This is a genomic window from Pseudonocardia sp. (assembly GCF_025465255.1).
In the GTDB taxonomy this organism is placed as follows: Bacteria; Actinomycetota; Actinomycetes; order Mycobacteriales; family Pseudonocardiaceae; genus Pseudonocardia.
This window is the reverse complement of record NZ_JAODNI010000223.1, coordinates 1-17,481: the sequence shown is the minus strand read 5'-3', so window position 1 is coordinate 17,481 and position 17,481 is coordinate 1. Positions and strand designations below refer to the sequence as shown.

The 17,481-nt window shown below is 70.9% G+C and carries 15 protein-coding genes; 3 read left to right on the top strand and 12 right to left on the bottom strand.

Annotation, left to right across the window (positions count from 1 at the left end; translation table 11 throughout):
• A partial coding sequence (locus JWP64_RS28065) for a 2-oxoacid:acceptor oxidoreductase subunit alpha (protein ID WP_297502967.1) occupies positions 1 to 1,785 on the top strand: 1,785 nt, incomplete at its 5' end.
• Positions 1,782 to 2,852 carry a 2-oxoacid:ferredoxin oxidoreductase subunit beta gene (locus JWP64_RS28060; RefSeq protein ID WP_297502965.1) on the top strand — a complete coding sequence of 357 codons (1,071 nt, stop codon included), beginning with the start codon at positions 1,782 to 1,784 and terminating at the stop codon, positions 2,850 to 2,852. The genes JWP64_RS28065 and JWP64_RS28060, both read left to right, overlap by 4 nt.
• A 101-nt stretch (positions 2,853 to 2,953) precedes the next feature.
• Here the strand turns inward: JWP64_RS28060 and JWP64_RS28055 are convergent, their stop codons facing one another.
• Both JWP64_RS28055 and JWP64_RS28050 read right to left on the bottom strand, forming a co-directional pair.
• Entirely contained in the window at positions 2,954 to 3,343 is a 390-nt protein-coding gene (locus JWP64_RS28055; RefSeq protein WP_297502963.1) for a LapA family protein, read from the bottom strand.
• Between the two features lie 8 nt (positions 3,344 to 3,351).
• Entirely contained in the window at positions 3,352 to 4,101 is a 750-nt protein-coding gene (locus tag JWP64_RS28050; protein WP_297502961.1) for an OmpA family protein, read from the bottom strand.
• Between the two features lie 185 nt (positions 4,102 to 4,286).
• Here JWP64_RS28050 and rarD point away from each other — a divergent pair, with 185 nt between their 5' ends.
• Positions 4,287 to 5,225, top strand: coding sequence for an EamA family transporter RarD (gene rarD, locus JWP64_RS28045; RefSeq protein WP_297502959.1), 939 nt, complete (start codon positions 4,287 to 4,289; stop codon positions 5,223 to 5,225).
• 60 nt (positions 5,226 to 5,285) lie between these two features.
• Here the strand turns inward: rarD and JWP64_RS28040 are convergent, their stop codons facing one another.
• From JWP64_RS28040 to JWP64_RS27995, 10 genes are all read right to left on the bottom strand, one after another.
• Complete coding sequence (locus tag JWP64_RS28040) at positions 5,286 to 6,287, bottom strand: polyprenyl synthetase family protein (RefSeq protein WP_297502957.1); 1,002 nt, start codon at positions 6,285 to 6,287, stop codon at positions 5,286 to 5,288.
• A 50-nt stretch (positions 6,288 to 6,337) separates the two neighbouring features.
• Complete coding sequence (nuoN, locus tag JWP64_RS28035) at positions 6,338 to 7,969, bottom strand: NADH-quinone oxidoreductase subunit NuoN (protein ID WP_297502955.1); 1,632 nt, start codon at positions 7,967 to 7,969, stop codon at positions 6,338 to 6,340.
• Positions 7,966 to 9,603: an NADH-quinone oxidoreductase subunit M gene (locus JWP64_RS28030; RefSeq protein WP_297502953.1), complete on the bottom strand. Its 1,638-nt coding sequence runs from the start codon at positions 9,601 to 9,603 to the stop codon at positions 7,966 to 7,968. Before JWP64_RS28030 ends, nuoN begins: the two co-directional genes overlap by 4 nt.
• On the bottom strand, positions 9,600 to 11,543 hold the full coding sequence (gene nuoL / locus JWP64_RS28025) for an NADH-quinone oxidoreductase subunit L (protein ID WP_297502952.1): 1,944 nt from the start codon (positions 11,541 to 11,543) through the stop codon (positions 9,600 to 9,602). The genes JWP64_RS28030 and nuoL overlap by 4 nt, the downstream gene beginning before the upstream one ends.
• 52 nt (positions 11,544 to 11,595) lie before the next feature.
• Positions 11,596 to 11,895 carry an NADH-quinone oxidoreductase subunit NuoK gene (gene nuoK / locus JWP64_RS28020; protein ID WP_297502951.1) on the bottom strand — a complete coding sequence of 100 codons (300 nt, stop codon included), beginning with the start codon at positions 11,893 to 11,895 and terminating at the stop codon, positions 11,596 to 11,598.
• Entirely contained in the window at positions 11,892 to 12,707 is an 816-nt protein-coding gene (locus JWP64_RS28015; protein WP_297502950.1) for an NADH-quinone oxidoreductase subunit J, read from the bottom strand. The genes nuoK and JWP64_RS28015 overlap by 4 nt, the downstream gene beginning before the upstream one ends.
• Positions 12,704 to 13,276, bottom strand: coding sequence for an NADH-quinone oxidoreductase subunit NuoI (gene nuoI / locus JWP64_RS28010; protein ID WP_297502949.1), 573 nt, complete (start codon positions 13,274 to 13,276; stop codon positions 12,704 to 12,706). Before nuoI ends, JWP64_RS28015 begins: the two co-directional genes overlap by 4 nt.
• Positions 13,269 to 14,564, bottom strand: a complete 1,296-nt coding sequence (gene nuoH / locus JWP64_RS28005; RefSeq protein ID WP_297502969.1) for an NADH-quinone oxidoreductase subunit NuoH — start codon at positions 14,562 to 14,564, stop codon at positions 13,269 to 13,271. The genes nuoI and nuoH overlap by 8 nt, the downstream gene beginning before the upstream one ends.
• A 35-nt stretch (positions 14,565 to 14,599) precedes the next feature.
• Positions 14,600 to 17,053, bottom strand: a complete 2,454-nt coding sequence (locus JWP64_RS28000) for an NADH-quinone oxidoreductase subunit G (protein WP_297502948.1) — start codon at positions 17,051 to 17,053, stop codon at positions 14,600 to 14,602.
• Positions 17,054 to 17,090: 37 nt separating this feature from the next.
• A partial coding sequence (locus JWP64_RS27995) for an NADH-ubiquinone oxidoreductase-F iron-sulfur binding region domain-containing protein (RefSeq protein ID WP_297502947.1) occupies positions 17,091 to 17,481 on the bottom strand: 391 nt, incomplete at its 5' end.

Here is a 17,481-nt window from a genome sequence, read left to right as displayed (position 1 = left end):
TCGACGTTGCCGAACTTCCCGGCCGAGATCCGGGCGCCTGCCGGGACGTTGCCGGGGGTGTCGTCGTTTCAGCTGCATTTCGCGAACTACGACATCCTGACTCCCGGGGACCGGCCGGACGTGCTGGTGGCGATGAACCCGGCCGCGTTGAAGGCGAACATCGCCGACCTGCCCAAGGGCGGGGTGCTCATCGTCAACACCGACGAGTTCACCAAGCGGAACCTGACCAAGGTCGGGTACGAGCAGAACCCGCTCGAGGACGACTCGCTGGCCGACTTCGCGGTGCATCAGGTCGCCATGGCCACCCTGACCAAGGGTGCGCTGGAGGAGACCGGCCTGTCGAAGAAGGACGCCGAACGCTCCAAGAACATGTTCGCGCTCGGGTTGCTGTCGTGGATGTATCACCGGCCGCACGAGGGCACCGAGCGGTTCCTGCGGGAGAAGTTCGCCAAGCGCCCGGATCTGGCCGAGGCGAACATTTTGGCGTTCAAGGCCGGGCACGCCTACGGCGAGACCACCGAGGCGTTCGCGGTGACCTACGAGGTCGCCCCGGCCAAGCTGCAGACCGGGACGTATCGGCAGATCACCGGGAACACCGCGATCTCCTACGGCCTGGTCGCGGCCGGGCAGACCACCGGGCTGCCCGTCTTCCTGGGCTCGTATCCGATCACCCCGGCCTCGGACATCCTGCACGAGTTGAGCAAGCACAAGGCCTACGGCGTGACCACCTTCCAGGCCGAGGACGAGATCGCCGGCGTCGGCGCCGCCCTCGGGGCCAGCTTCGGTGGCGCGCTCGGGGTGACCACCACCTCCGGTCCCGGTGTGTCGCTGAAGTCGGAGACCGTCGGGCTCGCGGTGGCCCTGGAGCTGCCGCTGCTGGTCATCGACGTGCAGCGCGGCGGACCCTCGACCGGGTTGCCGACCAAGACCGAGCAGGCCGACCTGTTGCAGGCCATGTTCGGGCGCAACGGCGAGGCCCCGCTGCCGATCATCGCGCCGCAGTCCCCGGGGGACTGCTTCCACGCCGCGATCGAGGCCGCCGAGATCGCCGTCCGCTACCGCACCCCGGTGATGATCCTGTCCGACGGGTCGCTGGCGAACGGTTCGGAGCCGTGGAAGGTCCCCGACGCCTCCACCCTGCAGAAGGTCGACCCGCAGTTCGCGACCGAGCCGAATGCCCCGGACGGGTCCGGGGAGTTCTGGCCCTACCTGCGCGATCCGGACACCCTGGCCCGGCCGTGGGCCGTGCCCGGCACCCCCGGGCTCGAGCACCGCATCGGCGGTTTGGAGAAGGCCGACGGCCGCGGCTCGATTTCCTACGACCCGGACAACCACGACCGCATGGTGAGGCTGCGCCAGGCCAAGATCGACGGCATTCTGGTGCCCGACATCGAGGTCGACGACCCCACCGGCGACGCGGAGGTCCTGGTCATCGGCTGGGGCTCCACCTACGGCCCGATCGGCGCCGGCGCGCGCCGGGTCCGGAACAAGGGCAAGAGCATCGCCACCGCGCACCTGCGCAACCTCAACCCGCTGCCGGCCAACCTCGGGGAGGTCCTGGGCCGCTACCGCACCGTGCTGGTGCCCGAGATGAACCTCGGCCAGCTCTCGCTGCTGCTGCGCGCCCGGTTCCTGGTCGACGCGAAGTCCTACACCAAGGTCTCCGGGCTGCCGTTCAAGGCCGAGGAACTGCAGGACGTGTTCCTCGGCTACATCAGCGGGGACTACCTGACGGGGTCGCACCCCACCACGAGCACCGACATCTCCTCCGGAGCCATGGCATGAGCACAGACCTGGGACTACCCGCGATCGGTGGCCTGGACCTGGTCCCGACCACCGACGCGAAGCAGACCGCGAAGGACTTCACCTCCGATCAGGAGGTCCGCTGGTGCCCCGGCTGCGGGGACTACGCCGTCCTCGCCGCCGTCCGCCAGTTCCTCCCCACCCTGGGCATCAAGCGCGAGAACACGGTGTTCGTGTCCGGGATCGGCTGCTCCAGCCGCTTCCCGTACTACCTCAACACCTACGGGATGCACTCCATCCACGGCCGCGCCCCCACCATCGCCACCGGCCTCGCCGTCTCCCGCCCCGACCTTTCCGTGTGGGTCGTCACCGGCGACGGCGACGCCCTCTCCATCGGCGGCAACCACCTGATCCACGCGCTGCGCCGCAACGTGAACCTCAAGATCCTGCTGTTCAACAACCGGATCTACGGCCTCACCAAGGGCCAGTACTCCCCCACCAGCGAGGTCGGGAAGGTCACCAAGTCCACCCCCATGGGCTCGATCGACCACCCGTTCAACCCGATCTCCCTCGCACTCGGGGCCGAGGCTTCCTTCGTCGGCCGCGCCCTGGACTCCGACCGCAAGGGCCTCACCGAAGTGTTGGGTGCCGCTGCCGCGCACCGCGGCAGCGCCCTGGTCGAGATCTTCCAGGACTGCCCGATCTTCAACGACGGCAGCTTCGACATCCTGCGCAAACCCGAGACCAAGGAACAGCGCCTCGTCCCGATCCGCCACGGCGAGCCGATCCGCTTCGGCCCCGCCGGCGCGGACGGCCTGGGCAGCTACGCCGTCGTCCAGGAGGGCTTCCGGCTCTCCGTGGTCGAGGCCGCCTCGGTGGGCCCGTCGCAGATCGTCGTGCACGACGCGGGCAATCACGAACTCGCGTTCGCGCTGTCCCGGCTCTCGGACCAGGACCTCACCCACACCGTCACCGGGATCTTCCGCAACATCGACCGCGGAACCTACGACGACGCCGTCCGCGCCCAGGTCCAGCAGGCCAAGGACCACGCCGGCACACCCGACCTGCAAGCCCTGCTCAACGGCCGCGACACCTGGACCGTCGCCTGACGGCCCGAGCACCACGTTCGACGACCGCCGGTCCCCTCGGGGCCGGCGGTCTCGTCGTCTCCGGGGTCGGCGGCTCGGCGGTCCTCACGGCTCGGTGATCGTCACGACCGGTCCGGTCGGGTCTGCCGCGGGATGCTCGGGCCGTCGTCGCCGTCGGCGAGGCCCTCGAGCGCACTGGCGGCGGCCGCCCCGGTCGAGCGGTGCCGGGCCGAGATCCGGCGCTGGTCGAGCTCGGCCAGAGCCGGGTCCGCCGGGGCCGGGATCCTGGGCGGCTCGGGCGCCCGGGCGCGGGGCGGCTCGGGAGCCCGCGCCTGCGGCGTCGAGGTCCGGCCCGCCGGGAACCACGGGGGCGGTGACCACACGGCGTCGGAACCGGGGGCGCGCCGGGCCGCGCGCCGCAACGGGACGACGAACGCCACCCAGGTCAGCAGCGCCCCCAGCAGGAACGCGACCAGGAGCAGCACCCACACCTGCCCGAACAGCCAGACCATGACGGCTCCTATCCGAGGATGAGCTCGACGCGCCGGCTCGCGGCCTGCGACGCCAGCGGGTTGGTGGTCCCGGCACCGCGGGCGCGGATCCGGGCGGGATCGACCCCGGCGGCCACCAGGGCCTCCCCGACCGCCGCCGCGCGCTGCTCGGAAAGGGCCTGCGCGTCGACCGTCGAGTCCGGGGAGTCCGCGGTGTGGCCGACCAGCTCGATCGGCGCCGCCGGGAGCTGCGTGAGCAGCGCGCCGAGCTCCTGGACGACCCGGGCGGTGGACGGGGTCAGGGACGCGCTGTCGCCGGTGAACAGCAGCGGGGATCGGGCGAGCAGGGCGGCCACGCGTTGGCGGTCCGCGTCCGTCGTTCCCGGGGCGGGCGGCCCGCCGGGCAGGGCGGCGGTGGGCGCGGGCTCGGGTTCGGTGGTGCGCGGCGCCGCGACGGACGTGCCGGGCCGCACCTGCACCTCCCGCACACCCTCGACCCCCTGGACGATCCGCGTCGCCTCCGACTCGCGCCCGCTCGGTACGCCCGCCAGCACCGCGTCCCGGCCGCTCAGGCCCACCGTCACGCCATGGAGGCCCGCCGAGCCGAGTGCCGCCACCGCCCGGCCGTGCAGGTCGTCCGCGATGCCGGGGCCGGGCCAGACGAGGGCCAGGCCGGCCAGCACCACCGGGATCGCGAGGGCACCGACGAGCCAGACGCCGGTTCGCCGGGGGCGTCCCGGGCCGGCGGCGTGCGCCGGCGTGAGCGAACCTCGGGCCACAGTCGTCTCTCGCCTTCACTCGACTCGCGTTCGGCGAGAACGCCTCCCCCGAGCAGGTGGTCGCCGCATCACGGGTGACGGTGACCTAGCCGCATCACGTTCCGGTCTCGTTTCGATCACGGCTCGTGACCTGCGGACGTGCCGGACCGTTCGCCGCGAACAGGTAGGAATGTTCTGATGACGGGGTGACGAGCACGGCGATGGAGGTGGATCGGCGGGGCCTCGGCCTCGGCGTCGGCGCACACGGGGTCTGGGGCTTGTTCCCCGCGTTCTGGCCGCTGCTGGATCCAGCGCCGCCGCTGGAGGTACTCGCCCACCGCATCCTGTGGACGGCCGTCCTGATGGCCGGGGTGCTCTCGGTGCTGCGCGGGTGGGGCGCGCTGCGGGCACTGCGCCTGCGCGGCTCGCTGACGGTCGCCGCCGCGGCCGCGTTCATCACCGTCAACTGGGGCATGTTCATCTACGGCGTCGCGATCGACCACGTCGTCGAGATCGCCCTGGGGTACTACATGAGCCCGCTGGTCAGCGTGCTGCTCGGCGTCGTCGTGCTCCGGGAGCGGCTGCGGGTGTCGCAGTGGGTCGCCCTGGGCATCGCCACGACGGCGGTGGTCGTGCTGAGCGTCGAGAACGGCGCGCCGCCCTGGCTGGGCCTGGTGCTGGCGGCGTCGTTCGGGATCTACGGGCTGCTGAAGAAGACCGTGCCGCTGCCCGCGACGGCGAGCCTCACCGCCGAGAGCCTCGTGCTGGGCCCGTTCGCGCTCGCCGCCGTCGTCGTGTTCGGCATGAGCGGTTCGGGGACCGTCCTCGGCCACGGCGCCCTGCACGACGTCCTGCTGGTCCTGGCCGGCCCGGCCACGGCCGTCCCGCTGCTGCTGTACGGGGCCGCGGCGCGCCGGATCCCGCTCACGACCCTCGGCACCCTGACCTACATCACGCCGACCCTGCAGTTCCTCTGGGGCGTGCTCGTCAACGGCGAGGACATGCCACTCACCCGCTGGGTCGGCTTCGGCCTCGTCTGGGTCGCGCTGATCCTCTTCACGATCGACCTCCTCCGCCACTCCCGATCCCCGCGAGTCGGCACTTCCGGTCGCCCGGGAAGCACATCTCGGGTGGTCCCGGGTTAGCGGACTCGGACGACGGGAAGTGCCGACTCGCGCGACGGGAAGTGCCGACTTGCGGAGTGATCAGCCGGTGCGGTCGATGGTGTAGCCGGTGAGGGTGCCCAGGGCGTCGACGGCGGGGCAGGCGGGGAGCTTGCCCAGCTCGGCCCGGGCCTCCTCGGCGTAGCCCGCGAGGGTGTCCTTGGCGCGCTGGATGCCGTTGCCCGCGCGGAGCAGGTCCAGGGCCTCGGCCACCTCGGCGTCGTCCGTGATCGGGCGGGCCAGGAGCGCGCGCAGGCGCTCGGACCCCGGCTCCTGCATCGCGTAGAGCATCGGCAGCGTGTGCACGCCCTCGCGCAGGTCCGTGCCCGGGGTCTTGCCGGAGTCCCCGGACGGCGACGCGATGTCGATGATGTCGTCCGAGATCTGGAACGCGGTGCCGATGGTCGCCCCGAAGCGCTGCAACGAGTCCACCTGCTCCGGGGTGCAGCCGGAGAACATGCCGCCGTAGCGGCCGGCCGTCGCGATGAGCGATCCCGTCTTCTCCGCGATCACCTGCAGGTAGTGCTCGACCGGGTCGTCGCCCTCGCGCGGGCCGCGGGTCTCCCGCATCTGCCCCGTGACGAGCTCGGCGAACGTCTCGGCGATGATCCGCACCGCGTCCGGCCCGAGGTCCGCCACCAGCCGGGAGGCGTGGGCGAACAGGAAGTCCCCGGTCAGGATCGCGACGGTGTTGTCCCAGCGGTGGTTCGCGCTCTCCGCCCCGCGGCGCATCGTGGCGGAGTCCATGACGTCGTCGTGGTAGAGCGTGGCGAGGTGCACCAGCTCGACCACCGCCGCGGCCCGAACCACGTCGTCGCTCTCCGGCTCGGTCCCCACGTGCGCGCTGAGCAGCGTGAACAGGGGCCGGAACCGCTTACCACCGGCGTCGATCAGGTGCAAGGAGGTCTCGGTGACGAACCGGTACCCGCTCTCCACCTCGCGGTGCAGGAGGTCCTCGACCCGCTCCAGCCCGGCCTCGGTCGATGCGGCCAGGGCCGGGTCGGCGAGCTCCACACCCGCCACACTCTGCGTCTCCACGCCCATCAGCCTACGAGGCCCCGTCGGAGGATGCGCCCGGCACCGACACGCCGGGCTCAGCCCGCGAGGACACCGGCTCCCGCCCAGTTCAGCGCCAGGGTCGGGACGATGCCCAGCAGCAGCGTCAGGATCACGCCCAGGGTGATGGCGACCGTGGTGAACGCACCCGGGACGGTGACCGTCGGGCCGTCCGCGGGGGTCTCGCTGAAGTACATCAGCACCACCACACGCAGGTAGAAGAACGCCGTGACGGCGCTCGCGACCAGGGCGATCACCACCAGCGGGGCCATCCCGTCCTGGAGGGCGGCCGAGAACACCGCGAACTTCGCGGTGAACCCGCTCGTGAGCGGGATGCCGGCGAGCGCGAGCAGCAGGAACGTCATCACCCCGGCGAGGATCGGCGAGCGCTTCGCCAGACCCGCCCATTGGGACAGGTGAGTAGCCTCACCATCCGAATCCCGGACCAGCGAGATCACGCCGAACACCGCGAGCGTCGTGAACCCGTAGGCGAGGAGGTAGAACAGCGTCCCGGAGACGCCCTCGCGGGTGATGGCCATGGCGCCGAGGAGCAGGAAGCCCGCGTGCGCGATCGAGGAGTACGCGACCATCCGCTTCACGTCGGTCTGGGTGAGGCCCAGGATCGCGCCGATGAACATCGACGCGATCGCGACCGCCCACATGATCCCGCGCCACTCCCAGTGGGTGGAGCCGAAGGCCACGTGGAGCACCCGCAGGATGGCGCCGAACGCCGCGACCTTCGTGCAGGCTGCCATGAACGCCGTGACCGGCGTCGGGGCGCCCTGGTAGACGTCCGGGGTCCAGGTGTGGAACGGGCCCACGGAGCCCTTGAACATCAGCCCGACGATCAGCAGCGCGAGCCCGCCGAACAGCAGCGCGTCGGACTTCAGGGAGCCCGCCGCGGCGTTGGCGATGTCCGTCAGCCGCACCGAGCCCGCGTAGCCGTAGAGCAGCGCGAGACCGTAGAGGAAGAACGCCGACGCGAAGGCGCCCAGCAGGAAGTACTTGACCGCCGCCTCCTGGGACAGCAGCCGGCGGCGCCGCGCGAGCCCGCACATCAGGTAGAGCGGCAGCGACAGCACCTCGAGCGCCACGAACATGGTGAGCAGGTCGTTCGCCGCGACGAAGCCCATCATCCCGCCGAGCGCGAACAGCGCGAACGGGAAGACCTCGGTCTGCATGGTCGGGGCGTCGCCCGGGGCCCCGTAGGAGCGGTCGACGTGCTCGGGCTCGTCCCCCGGCTCGGAGGTCCCGGCGGACCCCACGGTCGCGCCGACGGCGGCCCGTTCCTCCGCGGACGCGATGAATGCGCCGCCGGGCTCCACGGACCTGTCCGCGATCAGCAGGAGGCTGCCCAACCCGAGGAGCAGCAGCGTGCCCCACAGGAACAGCGTCGGGACGTCGATCGCCAGCGCGTCGGACAGCGTCGTGACGCCGGCGGCCGGCGCGTCCCCGGCGTAGATCCCCAGCGAGACACCCGCGACCGCGATGACCAGCACGGACAACGCGACCTGGGCGGGCCAGCGCTGGTGCCGCGGGAGGAACGCCTCCAGCAGCACCGAGACGCAGGCGCCGCCGAGCACGACGAGCAGCGGCATGACGGCCGCGTAGTCCACGGCCGGCGCGCTGATCGGCGCCACCGGAACCTGGGCGAGTACGGAGCTGATCATCGGGCGATCCCTCCCAGGGACACCGGGTCGGGGAGGCCGACCTCCTGCATCGTCGCGGCCACCGACGGGTTGATCACGTCGAGCAGCGGGCCGGGGAAGAACCCGAGCACCACGATCACGACGATCAGTGGGGCGAGCACCCCGATCTCCCGCTTCGTCAGGTCCGGGAACCCGCTGCCGCGCTTCGCGGCGACGTTCGGGTCGATCATCGCGCCCGGACCACCGGCCCCGGCCCGCTCCAGCGCCCCGATCACCGCGTTGCCGCGGACCGGGCCCTGCATCGTCTGCTGGTAGAACCACAGGATGTAGAGGGCGGCGAAGACGATCCCGACCGTGGCCAGGATCGTGTAGACGGGTTCGCGCGGGTACGAGCCGACGAGCACCAGGAACTCGCTGACGAACGAGTTCGTGCCCGGCAGTGCGAGCGAGGACATCCCGGCCAGCAGCAGGCAGCCGGCGAGCACGGGCGCGAGCTTCGAGACACCGCCGTAGTCCGAGATCAGGCGCGAGCCCCCGCGGGCGACCAGCAGGCCCACCATCACGAAGAGCATGCCGGTGGAGAGCCCGTGGTTGACCATGTAGAGCGCCGCGCCGGCGAAGGCCTGGCTGGAGAATGCGAACGTCCCGAGCGCGATGAAGCCGAAGTGCGCAATCGAGGTGTACGCGACGAACCGGCTCATGTCCTTCTGCCCCACGGCCAGCAGCGCGCCGTAGAGGATCCCGATCACGGCCAGGATCAGCACCAGCGGCGCGAGGGTCCTGGACGCCTCGGGGAACAGCGGCAGGCAGTAGCGCAGGAAGCCGTACGTGCCCACCTTGTCCAGCACGCCGACGAGCAGGACCGCGGCCACGATCGGCGCCTCGGCACTGGCGTCGGGCAGCCAGGTGTGGAACGGCACCAGCGGTGCCTTGATCGCGAACGCGACGAAGAAGCCCACGAACAGCCAGATCTGGGTCGACGTCGGGGTGTTCGCGGCGATCGCCTGCAGGTCCGTCCAGGTGAACGTGCCCTGGCCCAGCTGCTCGGCGCTCGTCACGTACAGCCCGATCAGCGACGCCAGCATGATCAGCCCGCCGAGCAGCGAGTAGAGGAAGAACTTCACCGAGGCGTACTGCCGGTTCGGGCCGCCGAAGCGCCCGATCAGGAAGTACATCGGGATGAGCATGGCCTCGAAGAAGACGTAGAACAGGAAGACGTCCGTGGCCGTGAAGACGCCGATCAGCGTCGCCTCGGTGGCCAGCAGCAGCGCGAAGTAGCCGGACATCGTCCGGCCCTCGGGCAGCTTCTCCGCCCAGGCGAAGAGCATCAGGCCGGGGACCAGGAACGCGGTGAGCGCGATGAGGACCAGCGCGATGCCGTCGATGCCGAAGGCGAAGTGCGTGCCGAACGCCGGGATCCAGGGCGCCGAGAACTCGAGCTGGAACCGGGTGCCCGAGGCCGCGGCCTCCGTGGAGTAGCTGAGGTACACGACGACGACGAGGACGAACTCGAGCAGCGCCGTCCCCATCGCGGCGCCCTTGGCGAGCGGGATGTTGCGCCGCAGTGGGTACATCGCCAGCGCGCCCAGGACCGGGAGGGCCAGCAGGACGAGCAGCAGCACGTTGCCGCCGGAGTCGGGTGCGATCGTGTTCACGCGAACCTCACCGCCAGCAGGGCCGCCACGACGAACACCGATCCGCCGAGCATCGACAGCGCATAACTTCGGACGAATCCCGTCTGGAGCCTTCGTAGCCTCGACGAGCTCCCGCCGAGCCCGGCCGCGATGCCGTTGACCAGGCCGTCGACGCCGCGGTTGTCCACGAACACCAGCGCGCGGGTGAGCCAGACGCCCGGCCGGGCGATGAGGGTCTCGTTGAGGGCGTTCGCGTAGAGGTCCCGCCGGGCCGCCCGGACCGGCAGCGAGACGGGCTCGGGCCGCTCGAGCGGCGTCGGCCGGCGGCCGACGACGAGCACGGCGACGAGCACGCCGAGCGCCGACAGCGCGACCACGAGCCACGGGATCAGGGCGTGCGGCAGCACGCCGCCCGCCGGCTCCCGGAGCTCCCCGAGGGACGGGGCGAGCCACTCGGGGAGGCCGAGCGCGGAGAGCACGAAACCGGCGAACACCGAGCCGAACGCCAGCACGATCATCGGGATCGTCATGGTCGACGGGGCCTCGTGCGGGTGGTAGTCGTGCCCGTCCGGGGCCTTGATGCCCTTCCAGCGCTCCGGGCCGAAGAAGGTCATGATCACCAGGCGGGTCATGTAGAACGCCGTGAGCCCCGCGGCCAGCGTCGCCGCCAGCCCGAACACCCAGCCCTGCCAGCCGGGCTGCGCGAACGCGGCCTCGATGATCGCGTCCTTCGAGAAGTAGCCGGACAGGAACGGGAAGCCGATCAGCGCCAGGTAGCCGAGGCCGAAGGTGATGAACGTGATGGGCATGTACCGAGCGAGGCCGCCGTAGCGCCGCATGTTCACGTCGTCGTTCATGGCGTGCATGACCGACCCGGCCCCGAGGAACAGGCCGGCCTTGAAGAAACCGTGCGTGAGCAGGTGGAAGATGCCCAGCGCGTATCCGGCCGGGCCGAGCCCGACGGCCAGGAACATGTAGCCGATCTGGCTGACCGTGGAGTAGGCGAGGACCTTCTTGATGTCGTCGTAGGCGCAGCCGATGATCGCCCCGATCAGCAGCGTGACCATGCCGATCAGCGCGACGACCAGCCGTCCGGTCCCGGTGAGGTCGTAGATCGGGTGCGTGCGGGCGATCAGGTAGACGCCCGCGGTGACCATCGTGGCCGCGTGGATCAGGGCCGAGACCGGGGTCGGGCCCTCCATCGCGTCCGGCAGCCAGGACTGCAGCGGGAACTGGCCGGACTTGCCGCAGGCCCCGAGGAGCAGCAGGAGCGTGATCGCCAGGACCGTGCCCGGCGGGACCTCGCCGATCCGGGCGAAGACCTGGCCGTACTGCAGGGTGCCGAGGTTGAGCCAGATCAGGAAGATCGCGATGGCCAGCCCGACGTCGCCGACACGGTTCATCAGGAACGCCTTCTTCGCGGCGGTCGCCGCGGACGGGCGGTCCTGGTAAAAGCCGATCAGCAGGTAGGACGCCAGGCCGACGCCCTCCCAGCCGAGGTAGAGCATCACGAAGTTGTTGCCGAGGACGAGCACGAGCATCGCCGCGACGAACAGGTTGAGCTGCGCGAAGAACCGCCGGCGCCCCGGGTCCTCCTTCATGTAGCCCACCGAGTAGAGGTGGATCAGCGACCCGACCCCGGTGATGAGCAGCACGAACGTCAGCGAGAGCGGGTCCAGCCGGAGCCCGAACGTGATGTCGAGGGACCCGGATGTGATCCAGTGGAACAGGTCGACCTCACGGGTGCGCTGCTCCGGGGCCAGGCCCAGTGTCTCGAAGAAGATCACCAGGCCGAGCACGAACGACGCCGCGACGGTCGCGACGCCGAGCCAGTGGCCGGTGGCGTTCGCGCGCCGCCCGGCCAGGAAGAGGATCACGGCACCCGCCGCGGGCAGCACGAACAGCAGCCACGCGAGGGAGGCGGCCCCGCCGGCGGGGAGCACCTCGGGGAGTTCGGTCACGGCGTGCACTCCAGGCCTTTCGGGGGTGCACGGGGGCGCAGCCCCCGTGGGTCTAGTACTTCAGAAGGTTCGCGTCGTCCACGGAGGACGAACGACGGGTCCGGAAGATCGACATGATGATGGCGAGCCCCACCACGACCTCGGCCGCGGCGACGACCATGACGAAGAACGCCATGACCTGGCCGTCGAGCGAGCCGTTGATGCGGGCGAAGGTCACCAGCGAGAGGTTCACCGCGTTCAGCATCAGCTCGATGCACATGAACACGACGATCGCGTTGCGGCGCACCAGCACACCCACCGCGCCGATGGAGAACAGCAGCGCGGAGAGCAGCAGGTAGTACGTCGGGGTCATTCGTCGACCACCTTCGTAGAGGCCCGACCGTCGGTGAGGGCGTGGGCGTCCGGCTCGCGCCGGGGCTTCTCGTCCACCGGCGTCCCCTCGATGATCTCCGAGAGCGACCCGGGGGCGATCGAGCCGTCCGGCAGAAGCGCGGGCACGGCGACCGAGTCCGCCGTGGCGAAGACGCCGGGGCCGGGCAGCGGGGAGATCCGGTCCCCGCGCAGCCGCTGGATCACGCTGCCGCGCTGGCCCTGCTTCGCGCTCTGCCGGCGCTGGGCGAAGGCCAGCACCATCGCACCGAGCGCGGCGGTGATGAGCAGCGCGGACGTCAGCTCGAACGAGAACAGGTACTTGGTGAAGACCAACCGTCCGATGCCCGTCAGGTTGCCGTTCGAGCCCGCCTCACCGAGGCCCGCGGGCGTGACCTCGCTGAACGCCCGTCCGACGCCCGCGACCAGGAGCAGCGCGAACGCGACCCCGAGCAGCAGTGCCCCGACACGCTGCCCGCGGAGCACCTCGACAACGGAGTCCGAGCTGTCCCGGCCGACCAGCATCAGCACGAACAGGAACAGCATCATCACGGCGCCGGTGTAGACGATGATCTGCACGAAGCCGAGGAACGGCGCCTGCTGGATCATGTAGAGCACCGCGAGCGAGAGCATCGTCGCGGCCAGGAACAGTGCGGAGTGCACCGCGTTCCGGGCGAAGACCATGGCCAGCGCGGACGCCAGCGCCACCGGGCCGAGGATCCAGAAGACGACGGCCTCGCCGGTGCTGACGAGCCCCCCGCCCTGGTCCGCGGCCTGGGCCAGTACCGAGATCATCGGACCTGCTCCCCCACGGGATCGTTCTCCACACCCGGCTCGCCCGCGGCGCTGCGCTGCGCCGATCTCCGGGCGAGCGCCGGGCCCTGCACGTAGTAGTCCTGCTCGTCGTTCCCGAGCCGCATCGGGTGCGGCGGCTGCTCCATGCCGGGCAGCAGCGGGGCGAGGAGCTGCTCCTTCGTGTAGATCAGGTCCTGCCGGTTGTCGTCCGCCATCTCGTAGAAGTTCGTCATCGTGAGCGAGCGCGTGGGGCAGGCCTCGATGCACAGGCCGCAGCCGATGCAGCGCAGGTAGTTGATCTGGTAGATCGCGCCGTAGCGCTCCCCCGGGGAGTAGCGCTCCTCCTCGGTGTTGTCCCCGCCCTCGACGTAGATCGCGTCGGCCGGGCAGGCCCAGGCGCACAGCTCGCAGCCCACGCACTTCTCCAGCCCGTCCGGGTGCCGGTTGAGCTGGTGGCGGCCGTGGTAACGCGGGGCGGCCGGCGGGAAGTTCTCCGGGTACTCCTCGGTGACGACCTTCTTGAACATCGTCGAGAAGGTGACACCGAAGCCCTTGAAGAACTCAAACATCTTCGGTCTCCTTGGCAGAGGGACCACCGGTCAGGGCCGGCTTCCGGACCTGACCGGCGTCGACCGGGCGGGCGCGGAGCTTGTGCCGCGACGGTGTGGGCACCGAAAGGTCGAGCGGCGGCACCGGATAGTCGGAGGCCAGCTCGACCACCTGCTCCTCGACCTGCCGGTCGGGCACGAGGAACGCCACCACCAGCACGACCGCAAGCCCGATGCCGACGGCCACCAGCAGGGTGGTGACGTTGCCGGCGCCGCTGGTGCGGTAGGTGCGGATCGCGAAGATCGTCAGGATCCACAGCAGGCTGCCGGGGACCAGCACCTTCCACCCCAGGCGCATGAACTGGTCGTAGCGCAGGCGGGGCAGCGTGCCACGCAGCCAGATGAAGATGAACAGGAAGATGAACATCTTGATCAGGAACGCGATGAACTGCAGCCAGCCGTTGGCGTTCAGGAACGACAGCGGCCACGGCCACTGACCACCGCCGAGGAACAGCGTGGTGGCCATGGCCGAGACCGTGACCATGTTGACGTACTCGGCCAGGAAGAACAGCGCGAACTTCAGCGACGAGTACTCGGTGTGGAAGCCGCCCACGAGCTCGGACTCCGCCTCGGGGAGGTCGAACGGGGCACGGTTGGTCTCGCCGACCATCGCGATGAGGAAGACGACGAAGCTGGGCGCGAGCAGCAGGAGATACCAGCCGCTGCTCTGCGACGCGACGATGTCGGCCGTGGACAGGGAGCCCGCGTAGAGGATGACACCGACGATCGACAGACCCAGCGCGATCTCGTAGGAGATCACCTGAGCCGCGCTGCGCAGCGCGGCGAGCAGCGGGTACGGCGAACCGGACGCCCAGCCCCCGAGCACGATGCCGTAGACGCCGATGGAGCTGCAGGCGAGCACGACCAGCACCCCGACGGGGAGGTCCACCAACTGCAACACGGTCCGCTCGCCGAAGATCGAGACCTCGCCGCCGAACGGGATCACCGAGAACGCCACGAAGGCCGGGATCGTCGAGATGACCGGGGCGATGAAGTACACCCGCTTGTCGGCCATCACCGGCATGATGTCTTCCTTGAAGGCGAGCTTCAGCCCGTCCGCGAGGCTCTGCAGCCAGCCGCCGGGGCCGGTGCGATTCGGGCCGGGACGCTGCTGCATCCGGCCCACCACCTTGCGCTCCAAAACGATCATGAACAGCGTGAGCACCACGCCGATCGCGAACAGCGCCACCACCTTGAGCAGCACCAGCCAGAGCGGGTCGTCCGCCAGCAGCTGCTGGGTGCGCGTCAGGCCTTCCTGCGCCTGCGCCTGAACAGTCATGGTGCTCACGCCGTCACCCCCACGAGGTCGCCGTGCCCGACCCCGAGCACGCTGTGGACCCGGCAGCCGTCCGAGTTCGCCGGCAGCCACACGACCCCGTCGGGCAGATCGGCCAGCGCCACCGGCAGCGTGATCGCACCGCGGTCAGTACGCACCGTGGTCGGCTCGCCCTCGGTGAGGCCGAGCCGCTCGGCCGTCGCCGCGTTGAGCCGCGCGAACGCGGGCCGCGCCGTGCCCGCCAGCGCAGGCTCGTCGACGGCCAGCGAGGAGTCGTCCACCAGCTGGCGCCAGGTCGCGAGCACCGCCTGCCCGAAGCCGGGACGCAGCGGCTGGGCTGCGGGGACCGACGGCGGGGCCGGGGCGGCGCCCGTCCGGAGCCCGAGCCGGGTCAGCTCACCGGCGGCGGCCGCCGGCGTCTGCGTGAACAGGTCGACGTCCATCTCGACGGCCAGCGTGTCGAGCACGCGGCAGTCCGGGAGCACGCCGCTCGGATCGAGGGCGGGGCCGAACTCGCGGCGCCTGCCCTCCCAGTTGAGGTAGCTGCCGGAGCGTTGGGCGTCGGGAGCGACGGGCAGCACCACGTCGGCCAGCTCGGTGACGGCCGAGGTGCGCAGCTCCAGGCTGACCAGGAACCCGACCTCGCGCAGCCCGGCGAGCGCCGCGGCGGGATCGGCGAGGTCGTGCGGGTCGAGCCCGCCCACCACCAGTGCGGCCAGCTCCCCGATCGCGGCGGCGGCCAGGATCTCGTCGGTGTCGCGGCCCGGGGTGGCGGACAGCGTGCCCGGGGCCAGGCGCCAGGCCGCCTCGACCTCGGCACGCGCACTCGCGTCGGAGACCGCGCGGCCACCGGGCAGGAGCGTGGGCACGGCACCGGCGTCGAGCGCACCGCGCTCACCGGCCCGGCGCGGCACCCAGCCGACCGCCGCACCCGTACGGGCGGCGAGCGCCGAGACGGCGGAGTACAGGCCGGGCACCTCGGCAGCACGCTCGCCGACGAGGATGACGCCACCGCCGGTCAGCGCATCGAGAACGTGGGCGGGCAGGTCGGCCAGCACGATCGCCTCGGCCCCCGGCACCGTGGGGACGAGATTGTCCTTGGCCGCCGGGGCGGCTGCCCCGACCTCACGCGACGTCCGCTCGATCGCCGGGGTGGTCCACTGACCGAGGTGGAATACCTGCTGGCCGTGCTGGCGGGCCGCCTTGCGCAGCCGCAGGAAGACGATCGGCGACTCCTCCTCCGGCTCGAACGCCACGCACAGGACCGCGGGCGCGGCCTCCAGACGCGCGTAGTCGAGCGTCTCCGGGCCCTGGCCGACGACGTGCGTGGCGAGGAACTTCAGCTCCTCGGCCGAGCTCGGCCGGGCCCGGAAGTCGACGTCGTTGGTGCCGGCCGCCACGCGGGCGAACTTCCCGTAGGCGTAGGCGTCCTCGACCGTCAGCCTGCCGCCGGCTAGGACCCCGATGCCACCCGCGCGGGCGGCGGTGAGGCCCTGCGCCGCGACGGTGAGCGCCTCGGTCCAGGAGGTCTCGGCGAGCACGCCGTCAGAACCGCGGACCAGCGGCCGGGTGATCCGCTGCTGCGAGCCGAGGTAACGGAATGCGAACCGCCCCTTGTCGCAGTTCCACTCCTCGTTGACGGCCGGGTCGTCGCCGGCGAGCCGCCGCAGAACGGTGCCCCGTCGGGTGTCGACGCGCTGCGCGCATCCCGACGAGCAGTGCTCGCACACCCCGTCGGTGGACATGAGGTCGAACGGCCGGGAGCGGAACCGGTAGGCCGCGCTGGTCAGTGCGCCGACCGGGCAGATCTGGATGGTGTTGCCGGAGAAGTAGCTCTGGAACGGCTTGTCCTCGGCCACGCCGATCTGCTGGTCGGCACCGCGCTCCAGCAGGTCGATGAACGGGTCGCCGCCGATCTGCTCAGAGAACCGGGTGCAGCGCTGGCAGAGCACGCAGCGCTCCCGGTCCAGGAGCACCTGCGTCGAGATCGGCAGCGGCTTCGGGAAGGTCCGCTTGGTCTCGACGAACCGCGAGTCGGTGCGGCCGTGGGCCATCGCCTGGTTCTGCAGCGGGCACTCGCCGCCCTTGTCGCAGATCGGACAGTCGAGCGGGTGGTTGATGAGCAGCAGCTCCATCACGCCCTGCTGCGCCTTGTCGGCAACCGCCGAGGTGTGCTGGGTACGCACGACCATGCCGTCGGCCACCGTCATGGTGCAGCTCGCCTGCGGCTTGGGCATCGGCCGCCCGCCCATCTCCACCTCGACCAGGCACTGGCGGCAGGCACCGGCCGGGTCGAGCAGGGGGTGGTCGCAGAACCGCGGGACGATGATCCCCAGCCGCTCGCAGGCACGGATGAGCAGCTCGCCCTTGGGCGCGTCGACCTCCATGCCGTCGATCGTCAGTCTGACGTGGCCCTCGGGGACGGGCCGCGCCTCCTTCTTCTCCTCGGGCGCGAGTGTCATTTCTCCGCCTCCGCGGGGAAGAGAACGTCGGCGGGCGTCATGCCGTGGCTCCGGTCAGCTCGGCCAGCTGCTCCGGACGCGCGACCGCGGGTTGTTCGGCGATCAGGTCCAGGAACTCCTGGCGGAAGTACTTGATGGCACTGGTGATCGGGCTCGTCGCGCCGTCACCGAGAGCGCAGAACGAACGGCCGAGGATGTTGTCGCAGATGTCGAGCATCGTCTCGACATCTGCCTCGGTGCCCTCGCCGTGCACCATGCGCTCGAGGATCTGCACGAGCCAGTAGGTGCCCTCGCGGCACGGGGTGCACTTGCCGCAGGACTCGTGCTTGTAGAACTCGGTCCACTTCATCACGGCCCACGGCACGCTGACGGTCTCGTTGAAGATCATCACGGCGGTGGTGCCCAGCATGCTTCCCGCGGCCGCCGCG

Bases quoted from the DNA above. Each gene is read 5' to 3' on its own strand.
- JWP64_RS28055 (WP_297502963.1), bottom strand. From the start codon at position 3,343: ATGGTCTGGCTGTTCGGGCAGGTGTGGGTGCTGCTCCTGGTCGCGTTC.
- nuoI (WP_297502949.1), bottom strand. From the start codon at position 13,276: ATGTTTGAGTTCTTCAAGGGCTTCGGTGTCACCTTCTCGACGATGTTC.
- JWP64_RS28060 (WP_297502965.1), top strand. From the start codon at position 1,782: ATGAGCACAGACCTGGGACTACCCGCGATCGGTGGCCTGGACCTGGTC.
- JWP64_RS28015 (WP_297502950.1), bottom strand. From the start codon at position 12,707: ATGATCTCGGTACTGGCCCAGGCCGCGGACCAGGGCGGGGGGCTCGTC.
- nuoK (WP_297502951.1), bottom strand. From the start codon at position 11,895: ATGACCCCGACGTACTACCTGCTGCTCTCCGCGCTGCTGTTCTCCATC.
- JWP64_RS28040 (WP_297502957.1), bottom strand. From the start codon at position 6,287: ATGGGCGTGGAGACGCAGAGTGTGGCGGGTGTGGAGCTCGCCGACCCG.
- JWP64_RS28000 (WP_297502948.1), bottom strand. From the start codon at position 17,053: ATGACACTCGCGCCCGAGGAGAAGAAGGAGGCGCGGCCCGTCCCCGAG.
- nuoN (WP_297502955.1), bottom strand. From the start codon at position 7,969: ATGATCAGCTCCGTACTCGCCCAGGTTCCGGTGGCGCCGATCAGCGCG.